Below are 12,464 nucleotides of genomic sequence, written 5' to 3'. Positions count from 1 at the left end.
GTCAGTGCATTGAAGTGCACTGACGTGAATCCCTCTCCCGGAAGGCCGGACCCACGTGGATGTCCCGCGCAGTGCCGCAGAACCGGCCGCAGCAGTCGCCGTACCCGAGGCGGTCGCCGCGCTGCCGGGGCACGGCAGCGGACGGCGTGGGCGCCCGGGCGGCAGGGGCATGGCACTCGGCCCCGTCGCTCTCGTGGTCGCGGGCGGCCTCTCGGTGCAGTTCGGCGCGGCGGTCGCGGCCCTGCTGATGCCGAGGGCCGGCGCCCTGGGTGTCGTCACCCTGCGGCTCGTCGCCGCCGCCGTCGTCCTTCTGCTCGTGTGCCGCCCCAAACTGCGCGGCCACTCGCGGGCCGACTGGGGGACCGTCGTCGCGTTCGGTACCGCGATGGGCGGCATGAACATCCTCTTCTACCAGTCGATCGAGCGGATTCCGCTGGGCGTGGCCGTCACCCTGGAGGTGCTGGGCCCACTCGCCCTGTCGGTGATCGTCTCCCGCCGCCTGGTCAACCTCGTCTGGGCGGCTCTCGCGGTCGCCGGTGTCTTCCTGCTCGGCGGCGGGGGCTTCGGCGGCCTGGACCTGGTCGGCGCGGCGTACGCCCTCGGGGCGGGCGCCCTGTGGGCGGTCTACATCATCTTCAGCGCCCGCACCGGCCGCCGCTTCCCGCAGGCGGACGGCCTGGCCCTGGCGATGGTCGTGGCCGCGCTGCTCTCCCTGCCCCTGGGCATCGTGGACGCCGGCTCGAAACTCCTCGTCCCGTCCACGGTCGCTCTGGGCGCCGCCGTGGCCCTGCTCAGCTCGGTCCTCCCGTACACGCTGGAACTGATCGCCCTGCGCCGGCTCCCCGCCTCCACGTTCGCGATCCTGATGAGCCTGGAACCGGCCATCGCGGCAACGGCCGGCTTCCTGATCCTCGACCAGGCCCTGTCGACCACGGACGCGCTGGCCATCGCCCTGGTCATCGGCGCGAGCATGGGCGCGGTGCGCAGCCAGGTGGGCGCCGGGCGGGGCAAGGCCGAGATCTGAGCCGGCGCCCTCCGGTCGCCGCGACGGGGCGGCCCCGGAGGCGCACGATGGGAGGGGGCGAAGGAGGCCGACCATGGAATCCACCGAGCCCGAGGGCCTGTACTCCCACACCCCCTCGCAGGCCGAGGGTGAGCGCGACGAACCCACCGAACGAGGCCGCCCCGAGACGCACAAGGAGGTTCCACGCACGGAGCCGTCCCAGGCCGAGGGCGAACGGGACTAGCCCCACGGCGAGGGCCGTACCGCACGAGCCGGGGGTCGCCCGGTCGCGGGCCCGGCCCTCAGTCTCCCGCCCGGTGCGCATCCTTCTTGATGCACCGAAAGGAGAGACGGAATGCCGCTCTATCTATCGAGATTCAGCTACACGCCGGAAACCTGGGCGAGGCTGATCAGCCACCCCGAGGACCGCGCGAAGGCCGCTCAGTCGTACATCGAGTCCGTCGGCGGGAAGCTCCACGGCTTCTGGTACGCCTTCGGCAGGCACGACGGCTACAGCCTCTGGGAAGCCCCGGACAACGTGTCCATGGCCGCGGTCGCGCTCGCGATCGGCGGGGGCGGCGCGCTCAGTTCGTTGGAGACGACCGTTCTCCTGAGCGTCGACGAAACGCTGGATGCCCTGCGGAGAGCCGGGCAGGTCGGCTACCGCGCCCCCGGAACGTAGGCACCCCGGAACGTAGGCACCCCGGGGCGATGCACCCCTCGGCCCGGAAGCTGAGTCACCACCGGCACGGGCGATCCAGCTCGTGGATCGAGTCAGCCAGTTCCGCGGCCGGTTCCGGCCAGCCCTCGTTGTGCCAGTGGGTGATCCGCCAGGAGAGCCGCCGGGGCCACAGCGGAGTCCTGGGGAGGTCCCTCACGGGGACCCATTCGGGGCGGCCGCCGTGGTTGTCCAGGGTTTCGGCCGGGCCGACCTCACCTTCGGTGGCCATCAGGAAGTAGTGACCCCTGCCGCGCTCCCGCCAGGTCCGCGCCACTTCGCGCACCGGGGTGCCGCGCAGGGCGGTCTCCTCCATGAGCTCGCGCACCGCCGCCGCCTCCACGGTCTCGCCCTCCTCGACCCCGCCGCCCGGGATCTCGAAGTGCGTGCCGCGCTCCTCGAACCGGATCAGCAGCATGTGGTCGTCCCGGATGACGACGCAGCCCGCGCGGACACGGCGGGGCGGGACGGCCGTCGGGTCGTGGTGGGGCGCCGTACCCCGGGGCGGCCGGCCCCGGGACCAGGTGCGCAGGACCCGTTCCGCCGTGCCGAGCGGGTGGATACGGGCGTGCAGGGCCTCGGCCCAGGAGAGGGCGGCGCGCGATCCGGGGGCGGGCGTCGCGCCCGTGCGGGGAAACGTGTAGAAGGGGCCGGCCTCGTCCCGGTGCTCTTCGAGAATCAGCTTGTCGCCGTCGAAGTGCACGTCCACGGTGTGCGGTTGGTCTGTCATTCCAGGATTGTTCCGCACGGCGGGTGCTCCCGGGGGGCACCGCGAAAGAATAATGCAAGCACGCTTGCTTGTTTATGAGCTCGCTGACATGCTCCTGGGCACACCGCCACGCCCGAGGGAGTGCACCGTGTCCGATGCCGCAGCCGTGTCCGTACTCGACGATCTGGGCGAGGAGGGCGAGGAACTCGACGCGCTGGTCACCGGGTTGAGCGCCGAGGGGTGGGCGCTTCCCACACCCGCCGAACGGTGGACGGTTGCTCATCAGATCGCGCACCTCGCCTGGACCGACGAGGTCGCGCTGCTCTCCGTCACCGACCCGGACGCCTTCGCCGGCGAGGTGGAGACGGCGATGACCGATCCGCACTCGTTCGTCGACAGGGCCGCCGAGGAGCTGGTGGGAGCGCTGGAGCCGGACGCGCTGCACGCGCGGTGGCGGGACGGGCGCCGGCGGCTCCAGGAGGCGATGCGGGCGGCGACGCCCGGGAGCAGGTTCCCCTGGTACGGACCGCCGATGAAGGTGGCCTCCATGGCGAGCGCCCGGCTCATGGAGACCTGGGCGCACGGCCAGGACGTCGCCGACGCCCTCGGCGTCACCAGGGCGCCGAGCGGCCGGCTGCGGCATGTGGCGCGGATCGGGGTGCGGGCCCGCGACTACGCCTACCTCGTACGCGGGATGAAGGCGCCCGAGGAGGAGTTCCGGGTGGAACTCACAGGCCCGGACGGTGAATTGATCGCGTACGGCCCGGAGGGTGCGCCGCAGCGCGTCACCGGGCCGCTGTACGACTTCTGCCTCCTGGTCACCCAGCGAGCGCACCGCGACGACCTCGCCGTCCGGGCCGTCGGGGCGGACGCGGAACGGTGGCTGGACATCGCGCAGGCCTTCGCAGGGCCGGCGGGTCCCGGGCGCCCGGCACGGAAGGACCGCTGATGGGGCCGCGGGCGGGGGCGGGCGGGGAGCCGCGGACCCGGCCGCTCAGGATCGGGAACGCCTCCGGCTTCTACGGTGACCGCTTCGACGCCGTACGCGACATGCTCACCGGCGGGCACCTCGACGTCCTGACCGGCGACTATCTCGCCGAGCTCACCATGCTGATCCTGGCCCGCAGCTGCTTCAAGGACCCGGGACGCGGGTACGCCACCACCTTCCTGCGGCAACTGGAGGAAGGGCTCGGTCTCGCGCACGAGCGGGGCGTCAGGATCGTCGCCAATGCCGGGGGGCTCAACCCGGCGGGACTGGCCGACGCGGTGCGGGAGTTGGCCGACAAGGTGGGCGTGCCCGTGCGGGTCGCCCACGTCGAGGGCGACAGCCTCCCCGTACCGGAGGGGTTCCTCGCCGCCAACGCCTACCTCGGCGGCGCCGGGATCGCCGCCTGCCTGCGGGCCGGGGCCGACATCGTCGTCACCGGGCGGGTCACCGACGCCGCCCTCGTCACCGGGCCCGCCGCCGCCCACTTCGGCTGGGGCCCGGAGGACCACGACGCGCTCGCCGGGGCCGTCGTCGCCGGGCACGTACTGGAGTGCGGGACCCAGGCCACCGGCGGGAACTACGCCTTCTTCGGCGACCACGACGTCCGCAGGCCCGGCTTCCCGCTCGCCGAGATCCACGCCGACGGCTCCTGTGTCATCACCAAGCACGACGGTACGGGCGGTGTCGTCGACGTCGGCACGGTGACCGCGCAGCTGCTGTACGAGACCGGCGGTGCCCGGTACGCGGGGCCGGACACCACCGCCAGGCTCGACACCGTACGGCTGACGCAGGACGGACCGGACCGGGTGAGGATCTCCGGGGTGCGGGGCGAGGCCCCGCCGCCGACCCTCAAGGCCGGACTCGTCCGCCTCGGCGGGTGGCGCAACGAGGTCGTCTTCGTCCTCACCGGACTCGACATCGAGGACAAGGCGAAGCTCGTACGGGACCAGTTCGACGACGCCTTCGCCAGGTCCGGCCGCCGGCCCGCCGAGGTGCGGTGGGAACTGGCCCGCACCGACCACGCCGACGCCGGAAGCGAGGAGACGGCCAGTGCCCTGCTCCGGCTCGTCGTCCGCGACCAGGACGCCGAGGCCGTCGGCCGGGCCGTGTCGGGCGCCGCCGTCGAACTGGCCCTCGGCAGTTACCCCGGTTTCCACGTCACCGCCCCGCCCGGAAAGGGCGCGCCCTACGGGGTCTTCGAGGCCGCCTCCGTACCCGCCGCGGAGGTGGACCACGTCGCCGTCCTGCCCGACGGGGAGCGGGTGCGGGTGGCCGGACCCGTGGAGACGCGCGTGCTCGCCGCGCTCGCGGAGCCCCCGTTGCCTCCCGCGCTCCCCGACCAGCCGGCACGCCGCGTCCCGCTCGGGCGGATCGCCGGGGCACGCAGCGGCGACAAGGGCGGCGACGCCAACGTGGGGGTGTGGGTGCGCGACGACGAGGCCTGGCGCTGGCTGGCCCATGAGCTGACCGTCGAACGCTTCAAGGAGCTGCTGCCGGAGACCGGTCCGCTCACCGTCGTACGCCATGTGCTGCCACGGCTGCGCGCACTGAACTTCGTCGTCCACGGACTGCTCGGCGAAGGCGTCGCCGCACAGGCCCGCTTCGACCCGCAGGCCAAGGCGCTGGGGGAGTGGCTGCGCTCCCGGTGCCTGCCCGTGCCCGTGTCGCTGCTGGACCCGTGACGCCGCTGGGCCCCGTGACGCGGCCGGCCTCGTGATCCGCCCGGACCCGTCACCCCTTCCGAACCCGCAACGCGCCTGGACGCGTAGTCCCCGCCGGACACCACGGAGGTGAACGCATGACCGTCCTGCCCACCGCACTCGACACCACAGGCCCCGAATACGCCGCCAACCGCGAGGCCATGCTCGAAAAGCTCGCCGAGCTCGATACGGAGCACGCCAAGGCCCTCGCGGGCGGCGGTGAGAAGTACGTGGCCCGGCACAGGAAACGCGGCAAGCTCCTCGCCCGGGAACGGATCGAGCTGCTGGTCGACCCGGACACCCCGTTCCTGGAGCTGTCGCCGCTCGCCGCGTGGGGCAGCGACTACGCAGTGGGTGCCTCCCTCGTCACGGGGATCGGCGTGGTGGAGGGCGTCGAGTGCCTGATCACCGCCAACGATCCGACCGTACGCGGCGGGGCCTCCAACCCCTGGACGCTGAAGAAGGCCCTGCGGGCCAACGAGATCGCCTTCGCCAACCGGCTGCCCTGCGTCAGCCTCGTCGAGTCCGGCGGCGCGGACCTCCCCTCGCAGAAGGAGATCTTCATACCCGGCGGGGCGCTCTTCCGGGACATCACCCGGCTCTCCGCCGCGGGCATCCCGACCGTCGCCGTCGTCTTCGGCAACTCGACCGCCGGTGGAGCCTACGTCCCCGGCATGTCCGACCACGCCGTGATGATCAAGGAGAGGTCGAAGGTCTTCCTCGGCGGTCCGCCGCTGGTGAAGATGGCGACCGGCGAGGAGAGCGACGACGAATCGCTCGGCGGCGCGGAGATGCACGCCCGCACGTCCGGCCTCGCCGACCACTACGCCGTCGACGAGCAGGACGCGATCCGCCAGGCCCGGCGTATCGTCGCCCGGCTCAACTGGCGCAAGGCGCATGCCGACCCGGGACCCGCCGAGCCGCCCGCGTACGACGAGGACGAGCTGATCGGCATCGTGCCGGGAGACCTGAAGGTCCCCTTCGACCCGCGCGAGGTGATCGCGCGGCTGGTCGACGGCTCCGACTTCGACGCGTTCAAGCCGCTGTACGGAAGCAGCCTGGTCACCGGCTGGGCGCGCCTGCACGGCTACCCCGTCGGCATCCTCGCCAACGCGCAGGGCGTGCTGTTCAGCGAGGAGTCGCAGAAGGCCGCCCAGTTCATCCAGCTCGCCAACCAGCGAGACATCCCGCTGCTCTTCCTCCACAACACCACCGGCTACATGGTCGGCAAGGAGTACGAGCAGGGCGGCATCATCAAGCACGGCGCGATGATGATCAACGCGGTGTCGAACTCCAGGGTCCCGCACCTGTCGGTGCTCATGGGTTCCTCGTACGGCGCCGGACACTACGGCATGTGCGGGCGGGCCTACGACCCGCGCTTCCTGTTCGCCTGGCCGAGCAGCAAGTCGGCCGTCATGGGACCCCAGCAGCTCGCCGGCGTCCTGTCGATCGTCGCCCGCGCCTCCTCCGCAGCCAGGGGACTGCCGTACGACGACGAGGCCGACGCCGGGCTGCGCGCCATGGTGGAGCAGCAGATCGAGTCCGAGTCCCTGCCGGTGTTCCTGTCCGGGCGGCTGTACGACGACGGGGTCATCGACCCGCGCGACACCAGGACCGTCCTCGGGATGTGCCTGTCCGCGATCCACACCGCACCGGTCGAGGGCGCCCGCGGCGGCTTCGGCATCTTCCGGATGTGAGGACGAACGTGATCACCACCCTCCTTGTCGCGAACCGGGGCGAGATCGCCTGCCGGATCTTCCGCACCTGTCGTGAGCTGGGTATCTCCACCGTCGCCGTGTACTCGGACGCGGATGCCGACGCCCTCCACGTCCGCGAGGCGGACACCGCCGTACGCCTTCCGGGGGCGGCCCCTTCCGACACGTACCTGCGCGGTGATCTCGTCGTCGCCGCCGCGCTCGCGGCGGGCGCGGACGCCGTGCACCCCGGGTACGGCTTCCTCTCCGAGAACGCCGGTTTCGCCGCCGCCGTGCAGGACGCCGGGCTCGTCTGGGTGGGGCCGCCGGTCAAGGCCATCGAGCTGATGGCGTCCAAGACCCGCGCCAAGGAGCTCATGGCGGCGGCCGACGTGCCGCTGCTGGCGCCCGTGGACACGGCGAGCGTCACCGCCGCCGATCTGCCGCTGCTGCTCAAGGCCGCATCCGGCGGCGGCGGGCGCGGGATGCGGATCGTGCGGGAACTCGACTCGCTGGCAGCCGGGCTGACGGCCGCGTCGGCCGAGGCGACCGCCGCGTTCGGGGACGGCGAGGTCTTCGCCGAGCCGTACGTCGAACGCGGCCGGCACGTCGAGGTCCAGGTCATGGCGGACGGGCACGGGGCCGTGTGGGCGCTCGGCACCAGGGACTGCTCGCTCCAGCGCCGGCACCAGAAGGTGATCGAGGAGGCACCCGCGCCCGGCCTCGACGACGCGCTCAGGGAACGGTTGCACGAGGCCGCCGTCGTCGCCGCGCGGGCCGTCGGGTACATCGGGGCGGGCACCGTCGAGTTCCTCGTGTCGGCCGAAGGCCGCCCGTACTTCCTAGAGATGAACACCCGGCTCCAGGTCGAACACCCGGTGACGGAAGCCGTGTTCGGTCTCGACCTCGTCGCCCTGCAGCTGCGGATCGCCGAGGGCGGACCGCTGCCGGCCGACGGGCCCCCGCAGCCGCGCGGCCACGCGGTCGAGGCGCGGCTCTACGCCGAGGACCCGGCCCGTGACTGGCAGCCGCAGACCGGAGCACTGCTCACGCTCGACGTGCCCGAGGAAGCCGGGCTGCGCCTCGACACCGGATACACCGGCGGCGACACGATCGGCGTGCACTACGACCCGATGCTCGCCAAGGTCATCGCCCACGCGCCCACCCGCACCGAAGCCGTACGCCACCTCGCCCGCGCCCTGGAACGCGCCCGCGTCCACGGGCCCGCCACCAACCGCGACCTCCTCGTACGCTCCCTGCGCCACCCGGACTTCGCCGCCGCCCGCCTGGACACCGGCTTCTACGACCGCCACCTGGACGCGCTCACCCAGCGCTCCGCGAGCCTGGAGCTCGCCGCCCTCGCCGCCGCCCTCGCGGACGCCTCGGCCAACAGCTCCACCGAAGCGGGCCCCGGCCGGCCCGCGAGCCCCGGGCCCGCCCGCTTCGGGGCCTGGCGCAACCTCCCCTCGCAGCCGCAGACCAAGCGCTACCGCAGCGAGCCCGACGGCACCGAGACGGAAGCCGCCTACCGCACCACCCGCACCGGGCCCGTCCCCGCCGGAGAGGCCACCGGCGTCAGGGTCGTCTCCGCGCGCCCCGGCCGCGTCACCCTCGAAACCGGCGGCGTCACCCGGCACTTCACCGTCACCACCCACCAGGACCGGGTGTACGTCGACACCGACACCGGCTCGCACACCCTCACCGCCCTGCCCCGCTTCACCGATCCCACCGAACGCACGGAACCCGGCTCACTGCTCGCCCCCATGCCCGGCACCGTCGTCCGCCTCGCGGACGGTCTCGCCCCCGGCTCGGCCGTCGAGGCCGGACAGCCGCTGATCTGGCTGGAGGCCATGAAGATGGAGCACCGCATCCTCGCTCCCGCCTCCGGCGTCCTCACCGCACTTCACGCCGCCCCCGGCCGCCAGGTCGAGGTCGGCGCCCTGCTCGCCGTCGTCACCGAACCCGCAGCACCGGAGGAGAACGCATGAGCACCGCCCTCGAAACCGAAGAGCACCAGGCCCTGCGCGCCGCAGTGGCCGCCCTCGGCAAGCGCTACGGCCGCGACTACATGACCAGCCTCGTCCGAGCCGGGGAGCACCCCCGCGAACTGTGGAGCGAGGCCGCCAAGCTCGGCTACCTCGGGGTCAACCTCCCCGAGGAGTACGGCGGCGGGGGCGGCGGTATGGCCGAACTCTCCATCGTGCTCGAAGAGCTGGGCGCGGCCGGCTCCCCGCTGCTCATGATGATCGTCTCCCCGGCGATCTGCGGCACCGTCATCGCCCGCTTCGGCACGGACGCCCAGAAGCGGCGCTGGCTGCCCGGCCTCGCCGACGGCAGCATCACCATGGCCTTCGGCATCACCGAACCCGATGCCGGGTCCAACTCCCACCGCATCACCACGACCGCACGCAGGGACGGCTCGGGACCCGACGCCGACTGGGTGCTCACCGGGCGCAAGGTCTTCGTCTCCGGCGTCGACATAGCCGAGGCGACGCTCATCGTCGGCCGCACCGAGGACGCCCGCTCGGGGAAGCTCAAGCCCTGCCTCTTCATCGTGCCGCGAGACGCCCCCGGCTTCCGGCGCTCGGAGATCGACATGGAACTCCAGGCGCCCGAGAAGCAGTTCGAGCTGGTCCTCGACGACGTGCGGCTGCCGGCCGACGCGCTCGTCGGAGACGAGGACGCGGGGCTGCTCCAGCTCTTCGCCGGACTCAACCCCGAACGCATCATGACGGCGGCCTTCGCGCTGGGCATGGGCTCGTACGCGATCGCCCGCGCCGTGGACTACGCCCGCACCCGTCAGGTGTGGAAGGACCCCATCGGCGCCCACCAGGCCATCGCCCATCCGCTGGCCCAGTCGCACATCGAGCTGGAGCTGGCCCGGCTGATGATGCAGAAGGCCGCGCGGCTCTACGACGAGGGCGACGACATGGGTGCGGGCGAGGCCGCGAACATGGCGAAGTACGCCGCCGCCGAAGCCTGTGTGAAGGCCGTCGACCAGGCCGTGCACACCCTCGGCGGCAACGGTCTGACCCGTGAGTACGGCCTCGCCTCGCTCGTCACGGCGGCCCGCGTCGCCCGGATCGCACCCGTCAGCCGGGAGATGATCCTCAACTTCGTCTCGCACCAGTCGCTGGGGCTGCCCAAGTCGTACTGACGGCGACAGTGGCGTCCGGGGGCTCCCCAAGCGGCACCGAAGACGCGATTCTGGCACCCGGCATTCATCGAAGCACCCGTAGAAGCACCCGTAGAAACACCCGTCGAAACATCGGTCGAAGGGGACTGCCATGGTGTTCAGCAGCGAGTACGAGGACGTTCCGGCGCTCGAAGTGCCCATCCACGAAGCCGTACTCGGACAGGCCGCCGCATTCGGCGACACCGTCGCCCTGGTCGACGGGACGAACGGCCTCACGGTCACGTACGCCCAGCTCGACACGTTCCACCGGCGCATCGCGGCGGCCCTCGCCGGAGCGGGGCTGCGCAAGGGTGACGTCCTCGCCCTGCACAGCCCCAACACCATCGCCTACCCTGCCGTGTTCTACGGGGCGACCCGGGCCGGGGCCGCCGTCACCACCGTCCACCCGCTCGCCACCGCCGAGGAGTTCGCCAAGCAGCTCGCCGACTGCGGGGCGCGGTGGATCGTCACGGTGTCCCCGCTCCTGGACACCGCGCGGAAGGCGGCGGCGCTCGCCGGATCCGTCCGGGAGATCTTCGTCTGCGACCAGGCCGAGGGACACACCTCCGTCCTCGACATGCTGGGCTCCACCGCCCCCGAACCCCAGGTGGACATCGACCCCGCCGAGGACGTCGCCGCCCTCCCGTACTCCTCCGGCACGACCGGCGCCCCCAAGGGCGTCATGCTCACGCACCGCTCCATCGCCACCAACCTGGAACAGCTGCGCCCGTTCATCCCCATGGGCCCGGGCGACTCCATCCTGGCGGTTCTGCCCTTCTTCCACATCTACGGGCTCACCGCCCTCATGAACGCCCCGCTCCGCTGCGGCGCCACCGTCGTGGTGCTGCCCCGCTTCGACCTCGCACAGTTCCTCGGGGCCATCGAGAAGCACCGCATCAGCGGTCTCTACGTCGCCCCGCCGATCGTTCTTGCCCTGGCCAAGCACCCCTCCGTCGGGGAGTACGACCTCTCCTCGCTGGAGTACATCGTCAGCGCCGCCGCACCCCTGGACGCCGGCCTCGCCACCGCCTGCTCCGCCCGTCTGGGGGTGCCGCCCGTCCGCCAGGCGTACGGCATGACCGAGCTCTCGCCCGGCACCCACGTCGTCCCGCTGTCCGCCGAGAACCCGCCGCCCGGAGCGGTCGGGAAACTGCTCCCCAACACCGAGATGCGCATCGTCGCCCTGGACGACCCCGGCAAGGACGCCGCGACCGGCACCGACGGCGAGGTCCTCATCCGGGGCCCGCAGGTCATGAAGGGCTACCTCGGCCGCCCCGAGGCCACCGCCGACATGATCGACAGCGACGGCTGGGTGCACACCGGGGACGTGGGACGGGTCGACGAGGACGGCTGGCTGTTCGTCGTCGACCGGGTGAAGGAACTGATCAAGTACAAGGGGTACCAGGTCGCCCCCGCCGAACTGGAGGCGCTCCTCCTGAGCCACGAACGGATCGCCGACGCCGCCGTCATCGGGGTGTACGACGCCGACGGCAACGAGGTCCCGAAGGCCTTCCTGGTGCGCAGGCCGGGCGGCGAGGAGCTGACCGCGCAGGACATCATGGCGTACGTCGCCGAGCGCGTCGCCCCGTACAAGAAGGTGCGGCAGGCCGAGTTCATCGACGCCGTACCGCGCGCGGCCTCCGGGAAGATCCTGCGGCGCGAACTGCGCGACCGCGAGCGGACCGCCGCACCCGGCCAGGCCCCGGAACCCCAGAAGGAGAGCTCCGCATGACCCTCGCCGATCCGACGCACGACCGGGGCGTCACCACGCTCACCCTCGACTCGCCGGCGAACCGCAACGCGCTCTCCGCGCGGCTCGTCGGCGAGCTCGTCGAAGCCCTGGACGCGTGCGCCGCCGACGACACCGTACGGGCGGTCGTCCTCACCCACACCGGCACCACGTTCTGCGCGGGGGCGGACCTGACGGGCCCGCCCGACCCGGCGGCCTTCGTCGCGCTGATGCGGCGGATCGCCGCCCTGCCCAAGCCGGTCGTCGCCCGGGTCACCGGACACGTCAGGGCGGGCGGTCTCGGCCTGCTGAGCGCCTGCGACATCTCGGTGGCCGGGCCGGGCGCCTCGTTCGCCCTCACCGAGTCGCGGCTCGGCCTCGCCCCCGCCGTGATCTCGGTGCCGCTGCTGGCTCGCATGGACCCGGCGTCAGCCGCCCGCTACTTCCTCACCGGCGAACGCTTCGACGCCACGGAGGCCGCCCGCACCGGCCTCGTCACCCTGGCCGCCGAGGACGTGGACAAGGCACTCGAACCGGTACTGGACGGACTGCGCCGCGCCTCGCCCCAAGGGCTGCGGGCGTCCAAGGAGCTGGTCACGGCTACTGTGCTGAGGAGTTTCGACCAGCACGCCGAAGACCTCATCGCCCGCTCGGCAGCCCTCTTCACCTCGGACGAGGCACGGGAGGGGATGACGGCCTTCCTCGAACGACGGGACCCCGCATGGGTGTTTTGACATCCTCCCCTCCC

At 72.5% G+C, this 12,464-nt stretch carries 11 protein-coding genes; 10 read left to right on the top strand and 1 reads right to left on the bottom strand.

Annotated elements, in window-relative coordinates; translation table 11 throughout:
- The first annotated feature begins 55 nt into the window (after nucleotides 1–55).
- The 3 genes from AB0C82_RS05545 to AB0C82_RS05535 all read left to right on the top strand — a co-directional run bounded on the left by AB0C82_RS05545 (nucleotide 56) and on the right by AB0C82_RS05535 (nucleotide 1,685).
- On the top strand, nucleotides 56–1,024 hold the full coding sequence (locus AB0C82_RS05545; RefSeq protein WP_362836496.1) for an EamA family transporter: 969 nt from the start codon (nucleotides 56–58) through the stop codon (nucleotides 1,022–1,024).
- 73 nt (nucleotides 1,025–1,097) lie between these two features.
- Nucleotides 1,098–1,247 (top strand): hypothetical protein, encoded by a 150-nt coding sequence (locus AB0C82_RS05540; RefSeq protein ID WP_362836494.1) that lies wholly within the window; start codon nucleotides 1,098–1,100, stop codon nucleotides 1,245–1,247.
- Nucleotides 1,248–1,358: 111 nt separating this feature from the next.
- Entirely contained in the window at nucleotides 1,359–1,685 is a 327-nt protein-coding gene (locus tag AB0C82_RS05535; RefSeq protein WP_362836492.1) for a GYD domain-containing protein, read from the top strand.
- Between the two features lie 55 nt (nucleotides 1,686–1,740).
- Here the strand turns inward: AB0C82_RS05535 and AB0C82_RS05530 are convergent, their stop codons facing one another.
- On the bottom strand, nucleotides 1,741–2,451 hold the full coding sequence (locus AB0C82_RS05530; RefSeq protein ID WP_362836490.1) for an NUDIX domain-containing protein: 711 nt from the start codon (nucleotides 2,449–2,451) through the stop codon (nucleotides 1,741–1,743).
- Nucleotides 2,452–2,578: 127 nt separating this feature from the next.
- Here AB0C82_RS05530 and AB0C82_RS05525 point away from each other — a divergent pair, with 127 nt between their 5' ends.
- From AB0C82_RS05525 to AB0C82_RS05495, 7 genes are all read left to right on the top strand, one after another.
- Nucleotides 2,579–3,379, top strand: a complete 801-nt coding sequence (locus tag AB0C82_RS05525) for a TIGR03084 family metal-binding protein (RefSeq protein ID WP_362836488.1) — start codon at nucleotides 2,579–2,581, stop codon at nucleotides 3,377–3,379.
- Nucleotides 3,379–5,100 carry an acyclic terpene utilization AtuA family protein gene (locus tag AB0C82_RS05520; RefSeq protein WP_362836486.1) on the top strand — a complete coding sequence of 574 codons (1,722 nt, stop codon included), beginning with the start codon at nucleotides 3,379–3,381 and terminating at the stop codon, nucleotides 5,098–5,100. Before AB0C82_RS05525 ends, AB0C82_RS05520 begins: the two co-directional genes overlap by 1 nt.
- A gap of 116 nt (nucleotides 5,101–5,216) precedes the next feature.
- Nucleotides 5,217–6,815: a carboxyl transferase domain-containing protein gene (locus AB0C82_RS05515; protein ID WP_362836484.1), complete on the top strand. Its 1,599-nt coding sequence runs from the start codon at nucleotides 5,217–5,219 to the stop codon at nucleotides 6,813–6,815.
- Between the two features lie 8 nt (nucleotides 6,816–6,823).
- Nucleotides 6,824–8,800, top strand: coding sequence for a biotin carboxylase N-terminal domain-containing protein (locus AB0C82_RS05510; protein WP_362837075.1), 1,977 nt, complete (start codon nucleotides 6,824–6,826; stop codon nucleotides 8,798–8,800).
- Nucleotides 8,797–9,969 carry an acyl-CoA dehydrogenase family protein gene (locus tag AB0C82_RS05505; protein WP_362836482.1) on the top strand — a complete coding sequence of 391 codons (1,173 nt, stop codon included), beginning with the start codon at nucleotides 8,797–8,799 and terminating at the stop codon, nucleotides 9,967–9,969. The genes AB0C82_RS05510 and AB0C82_RS05505 overlap by 4 nt, the downstream gene beginning before the upstream one ends.
- 130 nt (nucleotides 9,970–10,099) lie before the next feature.
- Nucleotides 10,100–11,719, top strand: coding sequence for a 4-coumarate--CoA ligase family protein (locus AB0C82_RS05500; protein ID WP_362836480.1), 1,620 nt, complete (start codon nucleotides 10,100–10,102; stop codon nucleotides 11,717–11,719).
- The gene (locus AB0C82_RS05495; RefSeq protein WP_362836478.1) at nucleotides 11,716–12,450 is read left to right on the top strand and encodes an enoyl-CoA hydratase family protein; all 735 of its coding nucleotides are present in this window, start codon (nucleotides 11,716–11,718) and stop codon (nucleotides 12,448–12,450) included. Before AB0C82_RS05500 ends, AB0C82_RS05495 begins: the two co-directional genes overlap by 4 nt.
- The last annotated feature ends 14 nt before the right edge of the window (nucleotides 12,451–12,464 follow it).

The sequence above is a fragment of the Streptomyces sp. NPDC048560 genome (assembly GCF_040650955.1).
Lineage (GTDB): Bacteria > Actinomycetota > Actinomycetes > Streptomycetales > Streptomycetaceae > Streptomyces.
Note: the sequence above shows the minus strand (reverse complement) of the source record. Positions and strands in the feature narration are given on the sequence as shown.